Raw genomic sequence first — 19,798 nt, 5'->3', positions numbered from 1 at the left:
TTGAGAACAGATTTGGTCACGATGTTACAGTCATAATGACCTTTAAGCTTGGATATGGTGGGCCTATCCGGCTGGATTTTCACTTTCCTTACTACGCAGACGATGAACCTACATCCTTTGGACTGGGCGGTCTCTCGGGCGAGGCGCTATTCAATGCACTTCGACTGCCCAGGCATCCTGAACTCGAATGGATCGCAGGCAAGAGCAAAACAAACTTCGATGCCGTCGACGGCGTGATAGCCATAACGCGAGCAATCCTGACCTATCTGAGGCCCACCATCCAATAGTCGGGCGAGCCGACCGCAGCTGGCTGATACGTGCAAACCTGCAAAACGCCGTCTCGCGTTCCCAGCTCGTTAAGGTCCTTCCACCAAATCCTGGAGATTTTTGGTGGGTGCGCACAGGATTGAACTGTGGACCCGCTGATTAAGAGTCAGCTGCTCTACCAACTGAGCTACGCACCCACTCGGCCGGCAAAACCGGCGTTGGCGGGCATATAGCCGCCGATATCCGCCATGTCCAGCCCCGCGGGATTCATTTCCCGACAAATCGCCGAAGTGCCGCGCCCGTCAAACAAAAAGCCTGCCTTCAGCCACCTTCACCGCATGGCCGCCGATGCGGGCGGCCGCCAGTTTGCCGCCTTCGACATTCAGTTCGAGGCGAATGCGCGAAGGCCGGCCCATCTCCAGCCCCTGCTCGATCCACAGTTGTGAAACGCCGTCCGTCGGGCCGTCGAAATGCATGATCGCGCCGGCGAAGGCGGCCGCCGCTGAGCCGGTCGCCGGGTCTTCGTAGGACGGATTGCCGGGCACCATCATGCGGACATGGAAGGCGCTGTCGTGATGCACCGTCTCGCGGCAATAGACATAGGGGCTGGCGAAGGCCCATTCGCTCTTGCGTGGTGCGAGCTCCGACCAGGCCTGGTTGTCCAGCCTGATCCGGGCGGCCGCCTCCAGATTGGCGACGGGGATGGTCACGTAGGGCACGCCCGCCGACCAGAACGAAACGCGGTGGTTCTCGAAGCCGATCTCGTGCGGCCCAAGGCCAAGGGCCGCGCCGATCGCCTCGGGATCGGCCGACAATGCCAGCTGCGCCGGCAGTTTCGCCAGGTCGAACTCGGCAAAGGTCGAACCGTCGTGCTTGCTGACAGCGCAGCGCACCGGGCCAATATTCTCCTCGAGCACGAAGATGCCGGCGGCCTCTCCCGCAATTTCGGCGAGCGCTATCGCCGAGCCGACGGTTGGGTGGCCGGCGAACGGCATTTCATAATCGGGCGTGAAGATACGGATGCGGGCCCGGTGCTTCGGGTTGTCCGGCGGCAGCACGAAGACGGTTTCGGACAGGTTGAACTCGCGCGCCACCGCCTGCATCGTCGCAACGTCCAGCCCATCACAGTCGAGCACCACGGCCAGCGGATTGCCGGCCAGCCGGTTGGTGGTGAATACGTCGTAAAGCAAGTAATTCCGCGGCTGCATCTCAGTAAGTCCTCTGCCTCATTCCAAACATGAGCGAAATTTAATTTGAATTTTGAACCATAAGGCCTGATTTGTGCACCGATGGGATATCACTGAACATAGGGGTCCGGCGTGGACCAGATTGTCAATCTGCCAAAGACGGAATCCGCTTCCGCCATCGAGACGGCGCTCGGGCTCGACCACCAGGGCCTGAAGACAAAACGCCGTCGCGGTTGGGGTTACGCAGTGTTCGCACTGCTTGCCGTCGCCGCGAGTGTCGTCGGCTACCAGTGGTATGCGGGCTCGCCCGCCAAGATCGAGTATACCACGACACTGGCCGCCATGGCCGACCTTACCGTCGCCGTTTCGGCTACCGGCGCGCTGCAGCCTCTCACCCAGGTCGATATTTCCAGCGAACTCTCCGGCGTCGTCCGCTCGGTTTCGGTCAACGAGAACCAGCTGGTGAAGAAGGGCGATGTGCTGGCCGCGCTCGACACCGCAAAGCTGGAGGTGCAGATCGAGCGCGCCCAGGCCTCCGCCAAGGCAGCGGCGGCGAGCGTCGAGGACGCCACCGTGACCCTGGCCGAAAACGAAAAGGCGCTGGTGCGCGCGGCGCAACTGACCAAGCGCGGCATGGCGACGGACCAGTCGCTCGAAGCGGCAACCGCCACCCGCGACCGCTCGAAGGCGGCGCTTGACATCGCCAAAGCCAACCTCGCCATGGCCAATGCCGATCTCAAGGCGCAACAGACGGATCTTGCCAAGAGTACCATCTACGCTCCGATCGACGGCATCATACTGACGCGCTCGGTCGACCCCGGCCAGACGGTCGCCTCCTCGCTGCAGGCGCCGGTGCTGTTCGTCATCGCCGCGGATTTGAAGAACATGGAATTGAAGGCTGCGGTCGACGAGGCCGATATCGGCGCCGTCAAACCCGGCCAGCATGCGCGCTTCACCGTCGACGCGTTCCCCGAACGGCCATTCGACGCCGAAATCCGCGACATTTCCTATGCCTCGGTCACCACCGACGGTGTCGTTACCTATGATGCAAGGCTCGACGTCGACAATAGCGAGCTTCTGTTGCGGCCCGGCATGACAGCCACCGTCTCGGTCGTCACCAAGCAGGCCAAGAACGTGCTCACCGTGCCATCGATCGCCTTCCGCTACCGGCCGGCGCAGACGGCGGAGCGCGGCTGGAGCCTCACCGACCTGTTCACCGGCCGCATGGGACGCCCCGGCGGCAACCGCCAGCACCAGGCGGCGGCGAAGCCCACCGACGGCTCGCGCACGCTCTACGTGCTGGAGAATGGGCGGCCGCATCCGGTCAACGTCAGGGTCGGCTCGACAGACGGAGAACTGACCGAGATCGTCTCCGGCCTGGAGGAAGGCGCGCAAGTCATTACCGCCTCGCAGCAGCGGAGCTGATCGTGGCATCGGGCGCGACCACCCTCATAGGCTTCGACAAGGTCTGGAAAAGCTATGGCCAGGGCGAAGCCCGGGTGCATGCGCTGGCCGGCGTCGACCTCGCCATCAGGCGCGGCGAATTCGTCGCCATTATGGGCCCGTCCGGTTCGGGCAAATCGACGGCCATGAACATCATTGGCTGCCTCGACACGCCGACCGCTGGGACCTACAGCTTCGAAGGCATCGACGCCGGCCGTCTCGATCGCAATCGCCGCGCCGTACTGCGCAACCTCTATGTCGGCTTCGTCTTCCAAGGCTACAACCTCTTGCCGCGCACCACGGCGGCGGAGAATGTCGAACTGCCGCTGATCTACCGCGGCGTTGGTGCCCGCGAGCGTCGCGGCCTTGCCATGCAGGCGCTTGCCGAGGTCGGCCTTGTCGGCCGCGAGCATCATACGCCAGCCGAGCTGTCCGGCGGCCAGCAGCAGCGCGTGGCGATCGCCCGCGCCATCGTCACCAGGCCGACGCTGCTCGTCGCCGACGAACCGACCGGCAATCTCGACACCGCACGCACGCACGAGATCATGGAACTCCTGATGCAGCTGAACAGCGAGCTCGGGCTGACTATCGCCATGGTCACGCACGAAGCCGATGTTGCCGGCTATGCGCAGCGCACGATCCGTTTCCTCGATGGCCATGTCGCCTTGGACACAGCCAATCTCGAGATGGCCTAGCCATGATCTGGGAAACCGTTCGCCTCTCGCTCCGCTCCATCCGCCGCAACGTGCTGCGCTCGTTCCTGACGCTGCTCGGCATCGTCATCGGCGTCGCCGCCGTCATCGCCATGCTGACCATCGGCTCGGGCACCACCGAGAAGGTCAAATCCGACATTTCCAAGCTCGGCAGCAATCTGCTCGTCATCCGTTCCGGCCGTCCGGCCGGGCCTGGCGGACCTGGAGGGCTCGATCAGGTCGTCCGACCTCTTGCCTACAAGGATCTCACCGCGCTTGCCGCGCATCTGGACGGCTCGCGCGCCATCTCGCCGGCGTCGCAAAAGCAGGTGCGCGTCATTTTCGGCACCGAAAGCCTGACCTCGGGCGTCACCGGAACCGACAGCGCCTATCTCGATGCCCGCGACTGGAAGCTGGTTTTGGGCCGCCCGTTCAGCGATTCGGAAACCCGCTCGGGCACCGGCGTCTGCCTCATCGGTGAGACGGTGCGCCAGCAGTTCTTCGGCGCCGGCGACCCTGAAGGCGAGATCATCCGCGTCAACCGCACTTCCTGCAAGATCATCGGCTTGCTCGAACCGAAGGGCTATACCGGTTTCGGCCAGGACCAGGACAATGTCGTGCTGATGCCGCTCGCCGCCTATCAGCGTCGCATTGCCGGCAATCGCGACATCGATTCGATCTATGTCGCCGCCGACGACCGTACGCCAACCACGGTGCTGCAGCAGCGCGTCGAGGACATCTTGCGCGACACACGCCGCATCACGCCCGACCGCGACGATGATTTCTCGATCCGCGACATGACCCAGATCGCCGATGCCATGGCCAGCGCGACCACCACCATGACTGGCATGCTCGGTGCCGTCGCCGGCGTCAGCCTGCTCGTCGGCGGCATCGGCATTATGAACATCATGCTGGTGTCGGTAACCGAGCGCACGCGCGAGATCGGCATCAGGCTCGCCATCGGCGCCCACGAAAAGCACATCCTCATCCAGTTCCTGGTCGAGGCAACCGTGCTGTCGCTGCTTGGCGGCATCATCGGCATCCTGATCGGCCTGGCCCTTGCCGGCCTCGCCTCGCTGACGCTGACGATCCCGTTTGCGCCAAGCCCGGCGGTCATCCTGCTTGCTGTCGGCTTTTCCGCGCTGATCGGCATGATGTTCGGCTTCTTCCCGGCGCTGCGCGGCGCGCGGCTTAACCCGATCGACGCGCTGAGGCATGAATAGGCATTGCAGCAAGTGTCGCCTTCAGACGCTGCCAATTTTTTATGCAACCTGCCCTTGTCGCAGCACATTCTGCAATGATAACAATGCTGTTGGGGACTAAGGGGGGAACAATGGATGAGCAAGAAAGCGCGACTGGCTCTGGCGATTGTGATCGTCGAAGCCGCCTTGGCAGGGCTTTGGTGGAATTTGATCCTTTATGGGATGGAGAATCCCGATCGCGTCACCGCTGACTTCCAGCAGGTGATTGGGCAGACGATGGGAACAGCGATGGGGGCGCTCCTGGGTCTCGGCGTGCTGTTGTATTTTGTTGCCGCCCGCAACGACCGCAAGGCTATTGAAGGTAGGCTACGACGTTAGAGTTGGAAACCTTGCTCGCTCGCAAAGTGCCATTCGATCAGCGGTCTCATATGCGGCATCAGCCCGTCCGGCAGATCGGCGGCATTGCGGATGATTACAGGGCCTTCGATTTCAGGCTCTGATTCGGCGGCGACGAATGCACTGATCCGCTGTGCGAGGTCGTCGGCGGAGGCCGTCTCGCGGTAGCGGCGAAAGATCACCGTGCCGGTTGCCGTCGACAGGGCGTAATGGCGCCTGCCGCGTGTCGCACCTGATAGATCGAGCCCGGTTTCCTCCAGTACCTCGCGGATCATGTTGAAGTCGACGTCAACAATGCCGTCGCGGAAATCGGTTGGCTCGAACGAACCGGCGGCGAAGTAGACGCGCCCGGCATTGACCGTATGCGGTGCCATACGGATCGCCACCAACGCGTTGTCGCCGGCGACCAGCATGGCGTGCGCGTAGGCATGTTCGGCGCCAGGCACCTGTCGATTGCTGCGCCAAAGCATGAAGGTCGAATAACGCACCGCATGGCAACGGCCGACTAGGCGATTGTCGCGATAGCTGAGAGCGGAAAGCAGCACCACGGTGCCGTCGAAAAGCGCCGGCTTGGCCGCGGTCTCACGCCGCCAGTTCGCCGCGATCGCGTCGGCATGATCGCGCTCGAACGGATGCGGGCCGGAATCGAGCCTGACGTCGATGGCATCGACCGGCAGGATGACGTTGCGCGGCAAATCGAAACTCACGCCTGTCTCACACCATGTCGAGGGCAATTGCTACTGGGCAATGGTCGGATGCTTTCGGCCGGTCCCACCCGGCGCGTGGGAAGCGCTCGACCTCCTGGCCCGCCGGAAATATGGTGCGCCAAGGCTGTCCGCTACGGATGATATCGGGAACGGCGGTGGCGTTCTGCCTGGCTAGCGCCCTCGATAAAAGGATGTAGTCGAGCTGGCAGAGATGCCGCTCTTCCGGTCCGCGCGTGTGATAGAAAGTCCAGCGGTCCATTTCCGGCCGCCGCTCGACCGCGTTTTCGCAAAAACCGCCGGCAGTGAGCACGTCGATGCAGGACCGGGTCTCGTCGATCACCTCGAAGCGATGGCCGTCGAAAACATCGCCAGTGATCTTTACGCGCTGCCGGTAGTCGTTCATGTCGCCGCAGATTGCCCAGCGCTTGTCGGCGGCATTATCCTTGCCGAAGCGCTCCTCGATGATCCGGCGCACCGCTTGCGCCTCGGCGATGCGCAGCGGCATTGTCGCCTCGCGGCCGTCGAGGCCGTTACGGGGCGAGCCCATCGACTTGAAATGCACGAGATACAGCGTCAACGGCGCGCCAGCGACCGTCAGATCGATTTCCAGGCAGTCGCGTCGGAAGATGCGTTCATTGGCCTGGTGACCAAGCGCTGCCAATTCCGCCGTGTGCAGGCCGAATTGCTCGAACGTGACATAGGCGTAGCTAGTCATGCGCACGAATTCGATTGGCTGGCCCTGCGCGGTCTCGTTGCGCATCATCACGGCGACGTCGATGCCGCGCGAATCATTGCCGGCGGTGGTGTATTTCTGCCGATAGCCTTGCCCCACCATCTTGAAGAGATAGCCATATTCGAAGGCCTTCAGCGCCTCGATATTGTCGACCTCCTGCATGCAGATGATGTCGGCGCGGGTGGCCGCGATCGCCAGCGCCGTCAACTGGCGCGTGTCGTCGGACTGCGCGATCGCCCGCGCCTGCTCGAGCATCTTGTATTCGGCCTCGCTCTGGATGTCGAAAAGCGCCAGTGTGCGATCTTCGTTGAGCTGATTGCGGTATCCGGAATAATCAAACCTGTTCATCAGGTTTTCGACGTTGAAGGTGGCAAGGCGCAGCGACATGGCTTTGAGCTTTGCCCGCAAGCGCGCCCGAAAACAAGGGCGCAGAAACCAGGAGGCTCTGATTGATCGCGCGCTCGCCATGGTTGACGGAACCTTTTTGTTCATCTTCCGTTCAGATGGAAAGTTCCATCAATAGGCTCTTCCCCGAGGTTTCTGGGCGTGGGGCCTGAATTTCGGAGAGTGCGATGAAACCGCTCTTTTTATCTTCCGTCAGATCCGGGCTGATGGCCCTCGGTCTGATCGCCAGCCTCTCGGCCCCGTCGCTTGCCGGGCCGATACCCAAACCCCTGCTGCCGGTGGCGGGCAACGCTGCCGACATCGTGCAAATTCGTGAAGATTGGGCAGGCGGCAATGACAGGCAGATCTGGCGTTGGCGCAATCGCGGCTTTCGGCAATGGCACGGCGGCGACGATTGGAGATGGCGGTCCCACAATTTCCGCGGCCGTCATTTTTCGAGACACTGGGACAATGGCGGCTGGGACGACAGCTGGCGCTGGCGCCACCATCGCCGCCATTACCGCGGCGGCTACTATGATGATGGTGCGGGTGCCGCGATTCTTGGCTTGGGCCTGGGCCTCGGCCTTGGCAGCCTGTACAACAGCTACAACTACTACGACGCGCCGCCACCGCGCCGCTATTATCGCGCAGGGCGGCTTTCCAGTGCACATGTCCAATGGTGTTACAATCGCTACCGGTCGTACCGCGCCTGGGACAACACCTTCCAGCCCTATTACGGGCCGCGCCAGCAATGCTACTCGCCCTATAGGTAAGCAGGCCGACAACAAGCATCATTCGGCGCCGTGCTTCGCGGCGCCTTTTTCTTCCAGCCAGGAACCGCGAACATCGCCCAGTCCCGACTGCTGATAACGCTATTTTTATCAGGCAGGTCTAATAATCCTCCCGATCAGAACGCCCGAGACGCGAAAAATGGCTGGATTGCGTGCGATGGCCGAGGACGAACAGAGGGACAAACACCGGCAGCGCGTCTTGAAGGGCGCGACGATCCTGACCGGCGTGAGCAATTCCGAGGTCACATGCACGCTGCGCAACATGCACGCCGGCGGCGCCGAATTGAAGGTCTCGATCGACGCGCGCGTGCCCGATGAGTTCCTGCTCTATGTTCCGACCGACGGCATTGCCTACAAGGCCGTGGTCCGCTGGCGCCGCGAAGATCGTATCGGCGTGATGTTCACCGGTACCGAACCAAAGCCCAGTTGGCACTACGGCTGAGATCCCGGCGCTATCCGGGTGGCAGGACTCGCAGTGTCTGCTCGTCAAACAGCGGCTCATCCTGGCCGACGCGAACGAATAGAAGCTTTCGCAGTTCGGGTGATTGCACCTCGAAATACTGAATGCCGTCCGGGGCTTCGCCCCATTCGCCACAAGGCGGTTCGCCGACCTCGTCAGGGTTGGCGACGGTCTTCAATTCCTCACGATAGGCGGCATCGGGACTGAAAACATACCGGAGGATGCGCGCGGGCGTCGGCCCTTCGGTGTAAGGCATGAGCACGCAACGTGTGCTGATGGCTTTCTCGGTCTTCTGAGTAAAAATGCGCTGCAACGCAGCATCGGCGGCCTCGCCAGGCAGCATATCGAAGACTTCGACGACGGGATCGGCCGGCCCGCCGTCGCTGTATTCGATGGCAAGAGCATTGCCGCCAAGCTCGAAATGAATCCGGCGAAAACCGAAATCGCAGCGCTGCACCCAGGCAGCCAGCCCGACATCCTTGTCCGCCAGCCGTTCCCAAGCGCATTTGTCGACAGGCGGACGCGACGGCTTGCTTTGGTCGGCACGAGCGCCGGTTGCCATGGCCATAAGGACCGGCAGGGCGAACATGCAGGCCGGCGGTCTCTTGCTATTCATCGCTACAACCCGTCAAACTAAAGGCGTCCCAGGCTGAACCGTCGGGATTGGCTTTGGCGAAATCGGGCCATTCGGTAAAAATCGCGCCGAAGTCAGGCAACAGCAACCCTGCCGGTGCCGGCGAGGCTTCGCGGGAATTCAACTGCTCGGCACCGCCTGCATTGAACGCATAGACCTGCCCATCCCACACTCTGCACAGCCCGGTGCCGTCCTCGAGACCAGCCTCACGATCGTCGTCGGTGCAGGTGTGCCGGATAGTGCCCACAGGAAAGGAGTACTTGCCATTGGTCCAGGTAATGTCCGACGGCAGACGAATGTCGGTATTGGGCACGATCAACGAAAAGACCTCGGTCGTTAGCGCGGCCAGCTCGTTGTTGGTTGGCCGGAACTGTATCGTCGCTCCCGAACGCGGCTCGCGATAGGTCGCATGGCTGAGCGAACATTCTGTTGCGTTCGCTGCTTGCAACAGGCTCAGCATGCTCAGAAAAATAGCTGCTGCTTTGCGGATGATCATTTAAGTCCCTTGGAGCAGCATCATTGTGAAGCCTGAGCATCGATGCTTTAACATGGCCCAAGGCCGCGTCGAAAAGAAAGAATCGATGATGCGAAATCTCTTGATGCTCATTTCGATCTTAACATTTACGTGCGGCAGCGCCTTTGCCACGGAACCCTATGTGGGCACATGGTCCGGGGACAGATCGAACTGTACCGCCGTTGCGGATGTTCAACGCCAGACTGTCTACACATTGTACCGCGACGCGCTGTCGGTCCCTGCTCTCGGCTGCGAACACGCATCGTTTCTCAAGACGCCTACGGGCTGGGTGGCTCGGGCCAGCCAATGCTACGGATCCGACCCGTCGGCCGAAGAGCCGTTCTCCCGTGTCATCCATATTGTGGTCGACGGGGCGACGGTGAGATTGACATGGCCTGGCTTCGACAGCGGAGTTCTTGTCAGATGCTGAAGACAGGCATCTTTTTCCGCTGGATATGCAGCCTAGGACAGCAGCTTCAGATGACGCCTACCAGCAGCGCGGCTCCACCGAGGAGGCCAACTGCGCAGCCCCACAGGAGCCAAAGCCCGCTAACCCTGCATTCGAGAACCGCTGCAACTGGGTTGTCGGGATCGTAGTGGACCTCGACCTTGTCGCCCTGGAGGTAGCGCTGCGATCGACCGCTGACGAGGCTCGGCAGCGAAGCCGTCACGTTTGCGCCGAACGCGATGCGATCGGCGGCGTAGCGCTGGCCGGCGACGCTATAGCTGTAGACGACGCGGGATTTGAAGACTGTCCGCCAGGGCCGATAGCTGCCTCCGGACCTGTCGCGGGTCTCGAATTTCTGCAGGCCCGAAGCATCGATGCGTCCTGCCGTGATCGGCCATTTGGCCGCCTGTTCCGCAAGTGACTTCTGGGCAAAGCCCATGCGCAGCACAAACAATCCCATGAAAAGCAGCAGGGCAGCGGCGCCGAGGTTCTGCGGCCTGGGCAAAAACGGCCGGATCGCTTCGAGGAGGCCGCCGACGGAGAAGACCAATACAAGCGCGCCGACCACCAGCCCGGACGAAAGCTGGACCATGAACTTGAAGGAGCCGTCGGGCATGGTGCGTTCGATCACCGCCTTGGCTGGATCGGCCGGATTGTAGAAGACGGTTACGCCGGCCCCGTTTGGAAATTTCGCAAGGGTTTCCGCCACTGCAAAGTTTCCAAGGTTCTCCTGCACGCTGTAGTGCGAACTGCGAAATGTCTTGCCGTTCACCTTGTATTCGAAGGTGATTGCCGGGAAGTTGCGGATTTCGGTCGACCCTCTGCTGTCCGAACCGGATCCCGAACTGGTCACCTCGCGAGCCTCGACCTGCGACGAGATGATCTTTCCCGGCGTCGGAGACCAGCGGCTGACCGCCCTCACCTCCCACCACTTCAGCAAGGTGACGAGGGAGAGCATGCCGGCAACCGCGCAGGCAAACCCGACCAACAGAAATTTGAGTTCCAACTCTCACCCCCTTGGCACTTTTGCGCCATGCCCCGCACAGGCATATCACGGTGATGAGGATAATGCGCCTGTCCAGAAGCCTGGAAACCACACGATCTTGATGCGAAAAGGCCGGCGGATCGCTCCGCCGGCCTTTCTTGATCGGCAATGAAATTGCGATCAGTTCTTGGCCTTGTCGACCAGCTTGTTCATGGAAATTCCCACGCGCCCGCAGGGCGAAGCCCGAGGACGGGTAACGAAACGAACGTGGGTGTCCTTCAGTTCTTGGCCTTATCAACCAGCTTGTTCTTCGAAATCCACGGCATCATCGCGCGCAGCTTGGCGCCGACTTCCTCGATCTGGTGGCTGTCGTTGTTGCGGCGGATGCCCTTGAAGCGCGACATGCCGGCGCGGTATTCCTGCATCCATTCCGAGGTGAACTTGCCGGTCTGGATATCCTTCAGCACGCGCTTCATCTCGGCCTTGGTCTCGGCGGTGATGATGCGCGGGCCCGAGACATATTCGCCCCATTCGGCGGTGTTCGAGATCGAGTAGTTCATGTTGGCAATGCCGCCTTCATAGATCAGGTCGACGATCAATTTGACCTCGTGCAGGCACTCGAAATAGGCCATTTCCGGCGCGTAGCCGGCTTCCACCAGTGTCTCGAAGCCGGCGCGGATCAATTCGACTAGGCCGCCGCACAGCACCACCTGCTCGCCGAACAGGTCGGTCTCGCACTCCTCGCGGAAATTGGTCTCGATAATACCCGAGCGGCCGCCGCCAACGCCGCAGGCATAGGAGAGCGCCAGGTCGAGCGCATTGCCCGAAGCGTCCTGGTTGACCGCGACCAGGCACGGCACACCACCGCCCTTCTGGTATTCGCCGCGCACCGTATGGCCAGGCCCCTTCGGCGCGATCATCACGACGTCAACCGAAGCTTTGGGCTCGATCAGGCCAAAATGCACGTTGAGGCCGTGGGCAAAGGCAATCGCTGCGCCATCGCGGATGTTCGGCGCGATCTCGGATTTGTAGATGTCGGCCTGCAGCTCGTCCGGCGTGGCCATCATCATCAGGTCGGCCCACTTGGCGGCATCGGCTACGCTCATCACCTTGAGCCCGTCGGCCTCGACCTTCTTGGCGGTCGCCGAGCCGGCCTTGAGGCCGATGGCGATGTCCTTGACGCCGGAATCCTTAAGGTTGAGCGCATGCGCCCTGCCCTGGCTGCCATAGCCGATGATGGCGACCTTCTTGCCCTTGATCAGGTTGAGATCGGCATCGCGATCGTAATAGACACGCATTTTTGTTCCTTCCCGTTTTGAATTCAGAGGCCTTGCGGCCCGGTTTTTGCCCCGTAAAGAGCGAGAAACTGCTGCGTCGCCCGGACGGCATCGCCGCCGATCGCCGCATCAGTCAATTCCAGCCGGTCGCCAAGCAGCAGGCGGATCTGCACGTCGCGGGCGACCAGCCCGAAAAAGGTGCGGAACGCCGTCTCCGCGTCGGAAAACTCGAGGAAACCAGCTTCCTTGCCTGCCTCCAGCACCGGTTTAAGGCGCCGGGCCAGTGCGAAGCGGCCGTTCTCCAGCACGATGGCGCCGAGATCGTCCTTCCCCGAACTAGCATGGCCGACCGCCACCCTGTTCAGCGCGATCGAGGTGTCGCTCGAAATTACCTTGAGCCAGTCCGAAGCGAAGCGTTCGAGGCTCGCCGTCAGCGAAGGGAGGTCGAGCCCCTTGCGGTCGACCGGCACTACCCGCACCTTAGACGCCTGCCATTGTACCGTTGCCGTCAACAGCCCGTCGCGATCGCCGAACCATTTGTAGAGCGTCTCCTTCGAGCAGCTCGCCCGCCGCGCCACGGCGGTCATGGTCAACTGATCGCCCTCTTCGACCAGCAGGCGAAGGGCGGCGTCGAGCACGTCCTTCTGCCGCTCCGTCAGCGCCTCGCTGGTTTCGATGTCGGTCACAGCGTGCAACACAGTTTTTCCTCAGGACGCAAACTCACCGCAGTTCAGATACGAGCTCGATGGCGTACCGTACGTTACGGTTCGGCTTTATGGCGTATTGCCCGACCCGACGCAAGCCTTTATTTCTGTAGCTTGCTCCATGCGGGGCATCACGGGAGACACTGATCATGCTCGCCGGATTGCTTGCGTTGACCGTTACCGCAGTGTTCGCGGGTGCGGCTATCTACGTCAGCGTCGCCGAACAGCCGGCGCGGCTTCGCCTCGAGGACAAAGCATTGCTGCAGGAATGGCAGCCTTCCTACGAGCGCGGCGCCGCCATGCAGGCCTCGATTGCCGTCATCGCCTGTTTTCTTGGCCTCGTCGCGTGGTGGCTGACTGGCAATCTCGCTTATCTGGCTGGCGCCGTGCTGATCATCCTGCCTTGGCCATGGACGCTGCTGGTGATGATGCCGGCAAACAGGTTGCTGGAGGCGATGGACGCGAACTCCGTCAATCCTGAAGCTCGGACATTGATCGCCAAATGGGGCAATCTGCATCTGGTCCGCGTCGGGCTTGGCGTTCTGGCGACGTTGGCATTCCTCTTGGGCAGTGCCTGACCTCGCCAATCGGTCGCCATCTTCGTCATGAAGGCGTGTCACTCCAGGGCGGGCGGATCTCGCAGGCGCCCAAGCAGAGCTGACAGCGCGTCCAGCTCAACATTGGAAAGCCGGGAGCCGACCAACTCCGCGATCGACCGGCCGTAGACAGCCCACATGCGGCGGCGCGTCTCGCGTCCCTTGTCTGTGACGCGGACTGTTTGCCCGCGGCCGTCATCGGCAACTGGAAGCTTCTCGACCTGCCCGTCGGCTTCGAGCCGCGCCAGCAGCCGGGAGATGTTGTACTGCGCAAACAGGGTGCGCTCGGTGAGTTGGAACGGCCGCAATCCGCCCTCGCCCGCCTCGGCAAGCTCGTGCAGGACGTCGTACCAGGCAAGCGGCGGCAGGCCACTGTCCTTCAGCGCGTCCTCGGCTCTTTCCAACAACTGGCGCGAAACCCGCATCAGGCGAGCCCAGGCCTTGATGGCTGGAGGTGAAGGAATCCCGGTCATGATTGCATCGTAGGCGATAGATGCAATTGCATCAAGCTTGACGATCGATGCAAATGCATCTATATAGATGCAATTGCATCAATCACGAGAGGCAATTCCGATGAAGCATGAAATCTGCAAGATCGCCGACATTCCGGAAACAGGCAGCCTCATCGCTCCGTTTTTCGGCCGCGAGGTCCATGTCTACCGCAGCGGCGAGCGTATCCGCGCCGCCGCCAACGTCTGCCTGCATTTCGGTGGCCCGCTCGACTGCAAGGACGGGAAGCTCGTCTGCCAGTGGCACGGCGCCTCGTTCGACATGGCTAACGGTGATCGCCTCGAAGGCCCGACGCCGAAGGGCTCCCGCCTGATGTTCCTCTCCACCCGCGTCGAGGACGGCGCATTGAACTATGTCTGGGGAGAGTGAGATGACCGACAAGCTCATCCTCGTCAGCCACCATCTTTGTCCCTATGTGCAGCGCGCGGCGATTTCACTTCGCGAAAAGGACGTTCCATTCGAGCGCATCACGGTCGATCTCGCCAACAAGCCTGCCTGGTTCAAGGCGATATCGCCGCTCGGCAAGGTGCCGCTGCTCCGCGTTGAGCATGACGGCCAGGAAACGGTGATCTTCGAATCGCTCGTCATCCTCGAATTCCTCGAGGAAACCCAGCCCAATCCGCTGCATCCCACCGACCCCTATGCCCGTGCCCGGCATCGCGCTTGGATCGAATTCGGCTCAGCAATCCTGAGCGGCATCGGCCGCTTCTATTCAGCGCCTACGGAAGCCGCGTTGCTCGCTGAAAGCGAGGCGCTATCGGCAATGTTCGATCGCCTGGAAGTGGAACTGGCGAACGGCGCGGCTGGGCCATGCTTCGACGGCGAGCGCTTCTCACTGGTCGACGCGGTCTACGGCCCGATTTTTCGCTATTTCGACGTCTTCGACCGGATCGGCGATTTCGGCATCCTGGACGGAAAGCCGCATGTCCAGGTGTGGCGCGAGGCGTTGCGCAAACGCCCATCAGTGAAGGGCGCGGTCGCTCCCGATTATCCGCAACGCCTCCATGCATTCTTGCAGGCTAAGGGTTCGCACCTTTCGGAAATCATCCGCCAAAACGATCCGGCCACAGCGCTTCCGCAAGCCCTATCGGCTTGAATGGATTGAGCACCGTTCCTGTAACCATGGAAGCAAGAAACTGCGGCGCCGGCGGGACTTTTGCCAGCGTCGCCACCAGCCTGTCGCGGACGAACGGCATCACAATCGAATCCGACTGATAAAACGGCGTCAGCACCAGCGACAGCGCCTGGAAGACCCGCACATGCCATCGCCGCGCCCGGACATAGGCCCCCAGCGCAGTATCGATACGGTCCGTTCCTATGAGCGCGTAGTTGAGCGCGGCTGCATCGAGCAGCGCCATGTTCGCGCCCTGCCCGAGCTGCGGGCTTGTCGAATGGGCCGCGTCGCCGATAACGGCCAATCGCCGTCCGGCTGGCGTCTTCATCGTGTGATGGCCATAGCGCGCCAGCGAGAGCTGCTCGAAACTGTCGATCTGGTCGATGAAGGCCGCGCATTCAGGCCACAGCCCGGCCAATCTCGCCTTCCATGCATCGAGACCTGCCGCCCAGACGCGCTCGGCATCCGCCGGCTTGAGGCTCCAGAAGAATGCCGCCATCTTCTGGGCATCCGGCTCGGGCCGGCCGATTGGCAGCACGCCGATCATCACGCTCGCGCTGTCGTAGCGCTGCAGCAGCGCGTGCTCGTCGAAACCCTCGCCGCGCCAGCCAAGCGATGCCCAGAACGCGCCATAGGCGAGCGATCGCGGTTCGCCCGGATTGTTCACGCACCGCCGCAGTTTGGAGCGCGAACCGCTGGCATCCACTACCAGGTCGAACGACCCTATCCGTTGTCCGTTGCCGCAGATCAATGTTGCCCGCTCGCCGGTTTCCAGCGTCTCGAGCTCGATACCTGTCTCAATGGTGAGCGCCTGGCGCCGGGCGGCGCGGAAAAGCACGCCGAACAGAGCCGCGCGGTGCACCGCCAGCCCGAAGCGGCCGCCACTCCGGGCATCGTAGCGGACGTCGAGCACTGTGCGGCCGGTCTTGGCATCTGCACCATGCAGGCGGTCTATGCGGCTGCCCAGCGCCAGAATGTCATCGAGCAGGCCGAGATCGGCAAGCACCGTCAGCCCGGTCGGCTGCAGGATCAGCCCGGACCCGACCGGTTGTGGCTGGTTGAAGCGCTCGAAGATGGTGACCCTATGTCCGGCGCGCGTGAGATAGAGCGCGGCGGCAAGTCCAGCCGGCCCGGCGCCGGCAATCGCGATGTCCAGAGAATTGCCCATCTGCCCGCCCCAACCCAGGCCGGACAATCCTTCAGCACCGCCGCTAAATCAAGCCGCCGTCTCGGCCTGGAGGCTCAGCCTTCGGCAGCATCGAAAACCTTCCGCGCCTCGCGTACAGCGCCGTGATTGAGCTCGGCCCATTGGATCAGCTGATGCAAGGGTCCAAACATCGAGCGCCCGAGATCGGTGAGGCTGTATTCGACGCTCGGCGGTTTGGTCGGAAACACCTGGCGATGCACATAGCCGTCGCGCTGCAGATCGTGCAGCGTCTGGGTGAGCATCCGCTGTGAAATATCGGGCACCAGCCGCCGCAATTCGCCGAAGCGGTACGGCTTCTCGGCCAAGGCCTCCATCAACAGTGAACTCCATTTATTGCTTATGCCCTGGATCACGTCGCGAACCGGGCAATCCGCAAGGTTTCCGCCACCGCTGCCTGCTTTGTATATCTCGAGCTTCGATCTCAGATTGACGATCTTGCCGTCCATGGCTGGTTCCCTGGGTGTGCCTACCTCCCGCAAAACTGCCTTCTTTACGAGGATGGGTCAATTCCTATTTTAGTGCTGGTCTCTTTTTGAGACTAACATATGCACCCGCCGCTCCGGCGCAACGTCAGGACATCTCATGACCGACACCCTTCTCGTCACCGGCGCCTCCGGCCAGCTTGGCCGCGGCGTCATTAATCATCTGCTTGACACGCTCAAGGTCTCCCCTCAGCGCATCATCGCCGCCACCCGCAACCCGGAAAATCTGGCCGATCTGGCAGCCCGAGGCGTCACCATCCGGGCAGTCGACTTCGACGACGCCACGTCGTTGGCCAGTGCATTTACCGGCGCGGACAGGGTTCTGATCATTTCGACAAACGAGCTCGCCGTTCCGGGCAAGCGCCTGAAGCAACATGAGGCTGCGGTCGCCGCCGCAAAAAGCGCCGGCGTTTCGCATCTGCTCTACACGTCGATGCCCAGTCCGGAGCCAGGATCGCCGGTACTGTTTGCGCCTGATCACCACGGCACCGAGCAGGCGATCAAGGCGAGCGGTATCCCCTACACCATCTTCCGCAACGGCTGGTATCAGGAGAACCTGTTCATGGCGCTGCCGCACGCCATCGCCTCGGGGCACTGGTACACATCCGCTGGAGACGGCCGCATTGCCCATGGCGCACGCGACGACATAGCCGCGGCGATCGCCGCCTGTCTCGCATCGGGGGCAACCGAAAGCAAGACATACACGCTGACGGGTCCGCAGGCCTATACGGTGGCTGAAATCGCGGCCCTCGTCACCGAAGTTACCGGCAAGCCGATCGAGGTCGTCCAGCTTTCGGACGAAGCGCTGACCGGGGGATTGAAGGCAGCCGGCGTCCCCGAAGGTTTCGCCCCGGTCATCGTTTCGTTCGACACCAACACACGTTCCGGCCGCATCAGCATGGTGACGGACGAGATCGAGACGCTGTCCGGCAGGAAGCCGCGGCCGCTGAAGCAATTTCTTGAAGCAAATAAGGCGGCTCTGGTGAGCTGAGCCTGACAAATGGCCGTGCCCTTCGAAGGGCACGGCCATTTATTTAGATAGCCACCTGCGTTCCGATCTCGACGACGCGTCCGGTCGGGATCTGGAAATATTCCGTCGCATCGGCCGCCGTGCGCGCCAGCCCGATGAACAGCTTGTCCTGCCAGACCGGCATGCCGGAATTGGGCGAGGCCTTGAGAGAGCGCCGCGACAGGAAGAAGGACGTCGTCATGATGTCGAACTTCCAGCCCTGTTTGCGGCAGATCGCCAGCGCACGCGGGATGTTGGGCTGCTCCATATAGCCGAAGGTCAGCGTCACCCGCATGAACAGCTCGTTGACCATTTCCATCTTGACGCGCTCGCTGTCGGGCACGACAGGCTGCGGTGCCGTCACCACCGAAAGGATGACGTTCTGCTCGTGCAGCACCTTGTAGTGCTTGAGGCTGTGCATCAGCGCCGTCGGCGCGCTCAGCGGGTCGCTGGTCAGGAACACCGCGGTGCCCGACACCAGATGCGGCTTCTTCTTCAGCAGATTGCCGGCGAGGAAATCCAGCGGGATCTCGTTCCGGCGCGTCTTGTCGAACAAATAGCGGCTGCCGCGGATCCAGGTCCACATAGTCATCACGATAACTGCGGCGATGGCAAGCGATGCCCAGCCACCTTCAAACACCTTGACTATGTTGGCGGCAAAGAAGCCGGTATCGACGAAGGCGAACACGGCCATCAAGGCGATCGCGACGCCGAGCGGCCATTTCCAGATGCGCGTCATCACAACAAAAAGCAGCACATTCGTCACCAGCATGTTGCCGGTCACCGAAATGCCGTAGGCCGAGGCCAGGCGGCTGGATTCGCCGAAGCCGACCACCAGCAACATCACCACCAGCGCCAGCATCAGGTTGATGCGCGGCAGATAGATCTGGCCCGACTGTTTTTCCGACGTATGCTGGATAACGAAACGCGGCAGCATATTGAGCTGCACCGCCTGTCTGGTCAGCGAAAAAGCGCCGGAGATCACCGCCTGGCTGGCGATGACGGTCGCCGCCGTCGCCAGCACGACCATCGGAATAAGCGTCCAGCCCTGGTTCATCTCGAAGAATGGATGACCGACAACGCCGCCATTTGCCAGCACGAAGGCGCCTTGCCCGACATAGTTGAGCAACAGACAAGGAAACACGATTGCCAGCCAGGCGAGTACGATCGGCTTGCGGCCGAAATGGCCGAGGTCGGCATAGAGCGCCTCGGCGCCGGTGACGGCGAGGAAGACCGCACCAACCGTGACGAAGGCGACATCGGGCGAGTTGACCAGGAACGACACGATGTAATGCGGGCTGATCGCCAGCAGGATTTCCGGATCGGCGATGATGTGGTTAATGCCGGAAAGGCCGATGGCCAGGAACCACAGCGCGGTGACTGGCCCGAACACCAAACCTACGCCGCCGGTGCCGAATCGCTGTACCGCAAACAGGATCGCCAAGATGGCCAGTGTCAGTGGCACCACATAGGGCTGGAATGTCGGCGTGACGACGTTCATACCTTCGACCGCCGATAGCACCGAGATCGCCGGCGTGATGACTGCGTCGCCGAAAAAAAGCGCCGCGCCGACGATGCCGATGCCGAGGATCACCGCAGAGCGCGTCGGGAAGCTGTTGCGCGCCAGCGCCATCAGCGACAGCACCCCGCCCTCGCCTCGATTGTCGGCGCGGAGCACGAACATGATGTATTTGATGGTGACGGTGATCGTCAGCGACCAGATGATCAGCGACAACACACCGAGGATGTCGCCACGGTTGGCGACGTTGCCACCGGCCGATGCGTGCAACGCCTCGCGAAATGCATAGATCGGGCTGGTACCGATATCGCCGTAAACCACGCCGAGCGCGCCCAGCATCAGCACCTTGGTGCTGTGCTGCTCGACCTCAGAATGGCTGGATTGTTCGACAGGTTCTGCCTCGTTACCAGCATTGGTAAGGGCCATGGACGACACTCCGGTAAGCGGGCGGTGCTCTACGCTTGCTGCGCTGCAATATCAAGTGCCGTCACGTAATGGCTCCGTCCCGATATTGCGAGCCCTCCACGACTTGGCAGA

The 19,798-nt window shown here is 61.9% G+C and carries 23 protein-coding genes and 1 tRNA gene; 11 read left to right on the top strand and 13 right to left on the bottom strand.

The window, feature by feature from the left end:
• Positions 1-388: 388 nt before the first annotated feature.
• Together NKH93_RS16255 and NKH93_RS16250 are read right to left on the bottom strand one after the other, a co-directional pair.
• Positions 389-464 (bottom strand) — tRNA-Lys (locus NKH93_RS16255).
• 105 nt (positions 465-569) lie between these two features.
• Positions 570-1,475 (bottom strand): PhzF family phenazine biosynthesis protein, encoded by a 906-nt coding sequence (locus NKH93_RS16250; RefSeq protein WP_352681705.1) that lies wholly within the window; start codon positions 1,473-1,475, stop codon positions 570-572.
• A gap of 111 nt (positions 1,476-1,586) precedes the next feature.
• Here NKH93_RS16250 and NKH93_RS16245 point away from each other — a divergent pair, with 111 nt between their 5' ends.
• The 4 genes from NKH93_RS16245 (at position 1,587) to NKH93_RS16230 (ending at position 5,169) form a co-directional block, all read left to right on the top strand.
• Positions 1,587-2,879, top strand: a complete 1,293-nt coding sequence (locus NKH93_RS16245; protein WP_352539596.1) for an efflux RND transporter periplasmic adaptor subunit — start codon at positions 1,587-1,589, stop codon at positions 2,877-2,879.
• A gap of 2 nt (positions 2,880-2,881) precedes the next feature.
• On the top strand, positions 2,882-3,592 hold the full coding sequence (locus tag NKH93_RS16240; RefSeq protein ID WP_352470209.1) for an ABC transporter ATP-binding protein: 711 nt from the start codon (positions 2,882-2,884) through the stop codon (positions 3,590-3,592).
• A gap of 2 nt (positions 3,593-3,594) precedes the next feature.
• Entirely contained in the window at positions 3,595-4,812 is a 1,218-nt protein-coding gene (locus tag NKH93_RS16235; RefSeq protein WP_352919464.1) for an ABC transporter permease, read from the top strand.
• A gap of 114 nt (positions 4,813-4,926) precedes the next feature.
• Positions 4,927-5,169, top strand: coding sequence for a hypothetical protein (locus tag NKH93_RS16230; protein WP_023720771.1), 243 nt, complete (start codon positions 4,927-4,929; stop codon positions 5,167-5,169).
• Here the strand turns inward: NKH93_RS16230 and NKH93_RS16225 are convergent.
• Both NKH93_RS16225 and NKH93_RS16220 read right to left on the bottom strand, forming a co-directional pair.
• On the bottom strand, positions 5,166-5,894 hold the full coding sequence (locus NKH93_RS16225) for a hypothetical protein (protein ID WP_352539593.1): 729 nt from the start codon (positions 5,892-5,894) through the stop codon (positions 5,166-5,168). The genes NKH93_RS16230 and NKH93_RS16225 overlap by 4 nt on opposite strands.
• Before the next feature lie 7 nt (positions 5,895-5,901).
• Positions 5,902-7,014, bottom strand: a complete 1,113-nt coding sequence (locus NKH93_RS16220) for an endonuclease/exonuclease/phosphatase family protein (protein WP_352768891.1) — start codon at positions 7,012-7,014, stop codon at positions 5,902-5,904.
• Here NKH93_RS16220 and NKH93_RS16215 point away from each other — a divergent pair.
• The 3 genes from NKH93_RS16215 to NKH93_RS16205 all read left to right on the top strand — a co-directional run bounded on the left by NKH93_RS16215 (position 7,013) and on the right by NKH93_RS16205 (position 8,244).
• Positions 7,013-7,150, top strand: a complete 138-nt coding sequence (locus tag NKH93_RS16215) for a hypothetical protein (RefSeq protein ID WP_352768894.1) — start codon at positions 7,013-7,015, stop codon at positions 7,148-7,150. The genes NKH93_RS16220 and NKH93_RS16215 overlap by 2 nt on opposite strands.
• Before the next feature lie 49 nt (positions 7,151-7,199).
• Positions 7,200-7,784 carry a BA14K family protein gene (locus NKH93_RS16210; protein WP_352768897.1) on the top strand — a complete coding sequence of 195 codons (585 nt, stop codon included), beginning with the start codon at positions 7,200-7,202 and terminating at the stop codon, positions 7,782-7,784.
• 175 nt (positions 7,785-7,959) lie between these two features.
• On the top strand, positions 7,960-8,244 hold the full coding sequence (locus NKH93_RS16205) for a PilZ domain-containing protein (protein WP_352470452.1): 285 nt from the start codon (positions 7,960-7,962) through the stop codon (positions 8,242-8,244).
• 10 nt (positions 8,245-8,254) lie between these two features.
• Here NKH93_RS16205 and NKH93_RS16200 read toward each other — a convergent pair whose 3' ends face one another.
• From NKH93_RS16200 to NKH93_RS16180, 5 genes are all read right to left on the bottom strand, one after another.
• On the bottom strand, positions 8,255-8,878 hold the full coding sequence (locus NKH93_RS16200; RefSeq protein ID WP_352681713.1) for a hypothetical protein: 624 nt from the start codon (positions 8,876-8,878) through the stop codon (positions 8,255-8,257).
• Positions 8,871-9,392, bottom strand: a complete 522-nt coding sequence (locus tag NKH93_RS16195; RefSeq protein WP_352470203.1) for a hypothetical protein — start codon at positions 9,390-9,392, stop codon at positions 8,871-8,873. The genes NKH93_RS16200 and NKH93_RS16195 overlap by 8 nt, the downstream gene beginning before the upstream one ends.
• Positions 9,393-9,886: 494 nt before the next feature.
• Positions 9,887-10,864 (bottom strand): DUF3592 domain-containing protein, encoded by a 978-nt coding sequence (locus NKH93_RS16190; RefSeq protein ID WP_352820460.1) that lies wholly within the window; start codon positions 10,862-10,864, stop codon positions 9,887-9,889.
• Positions 10,865-11,121: 257 nt separating this feature from the next.
• Positions 11,122-12,141 carry a ketol-acid reductoisomerase gene (gene ilvC, locus NKH93_RS16185; RefSeq protein WP_023676662.1) on the bottom strand — a complete coding sequence of 340 codons (1,020 nt, stop codon included), beginning with the start codon at positions 12,139-12,141 and terminating at the stop codon, positions 11,122-11,124.
• Positions 12,142-12,164: 23 nt separating this feature from the next.
• The gene (locus NKH93_RS16180; RefSeq protein ID WP_352539587.1) at positions 12,165-12,818 is read right to left on the bottom strand and encodes a TetR/AcrR family transcriptional regulator; all 654 of its coding nucleotides are present in this window, start codon (positions 12,816-12,818) and stop codon (positions 12,165-12,167) included.
• A gap of 155 nt (positions 12,819-12,973) precedes the next feature.
• Here NKH93_RS16180 and NKH93_RS16175 point away from each other — a divergent pair, with 155 nt between their 5' ends.
• On the top strand, positions 12,974-13,402 hold the full coding sequence (locus NKH93_RS16175; RefSeq protein ID WP_352919470.1) for an anthrone oxygenase family protein: 429 nt from the start codon (positions 12,974-12,976) through the stop codon (positions 13,400-13,402).
• Between the two features lie 38 nt (positions 13,403-13,440).
• Here NKH93_RS16175 and NKH93_RS16170 read toward each other — a convergent pair whose 3' ends face one another.
• Positions 13,441-13,893: a MarR family winged helix-turn-helix transcriptional regulator gene (locus tag NKH93_RS16170; protein WP_352470199.1), complete on the bottom strand. Its 453-nt coding sequence runs from the start codon at positions 13,891-13,893 to the stop codon at positions 13,441-13,443.
• 100 nt (positions 13,894-13,993) lie between these two features.
• On the opposite strand from NKH93_RS16170, the gene NKH93_RS16165 reads away from it, so the two are divergent.
• On the top strand, positions 13,994-14,299 hold the full coding sequence (locus NKH93_RS16165) for a Rieske (2Fe-2S) protein (protein WP_352681719.1): 306 nt from the start codon (positions 13,994-13,996) through the stop codon (positions 14,297-14,299).
• A gap of 1 nt (position 14,300) precedes the next feature.
• A complete protein-coding gene (locus NKH93_RS16160; RefSeq protein ID WP_352919474.1) occupies positions 14,301-15,026 on the top strand; it encodes a glutathione S-transferase family protein in 726 nt (241 codons plus the stop codon).
• On the opposite strand, the gene NKH93_RS16155 is transcribed toward NKH93_RS16160, so the two are convergent.
• Positions 14,974-16,212, bottom strand: coding sequence for an FAD-dependent oxidoreductase (locus tag NKH93_RS16155; protein ID WP_352815356.1), 1,239 nt, complete (start codon positions 16,210-16,212; stop codon positions 14,974-14,976). The genes NKH93_RS16160 and NKH93_RS16155 overlap by 53 nt on opposite strands.
• A gap of 74 nt (positions 16,213-16,286) precedes the next feature.
• Entirely contained in the window at positions 16,287-16,697 is a 411-nt protein-coding gene (locus NKH93_RS16150) for a winged helix-turn-helix transcriptional regulator (RefSeq protein ID WP_352466906.1), read from the bottom strand.
• A 136-nt stretch (positions 16,698-16,833) separates the two neighbouring features.
• On the opposite strand from NKH93_RS16150, the gene NKH93_RS16145 reads away from it, so the two are divergent.
• Complete coding sequence (locus NKH93_RS16145) at positions 16,834-17,724, top strand: SDR family oxidoreductase (RefSeq protein WP_352815358.1); 891 nt, start codon at positions 16,834-16,836, stop codon at positions 17,722-17,724.
• A 43-nt stretch (positions 17,725-17,767) separates the two neighbouring features.
• On the opposite strand, the gene NKH93_RS16140 is transcribed toward NKH93_RS16145, so the two are convergent.
• Positions 17,768-19,687 carry a potassium transporter Kup gene (locus NKH93_RS16140; RefSeq protein ID WP_352450049.1) on the bottom strand — a complete coding sequence of 640 codons (1,920 nt, stop codon included), beginning with the start codon at positions 19,685-19,687 and terminating at the stop codon, positions 17,768-17,770.
• Positions 19,688-19,798 lie beyond the last annotated feature (111 nt).

This window comes from Mesorhizobium sp. M0954 (assembly GCF_040319155.1).
Lineage (GTDB): Bacteria > Pseudomonadota > Alphaproteobacteria > Rhizobiales > Rhizobiaceae > Mesorhizobium.
This window is presented reverse-complemented; position numbering and strand designations above follow the sequence as displayed.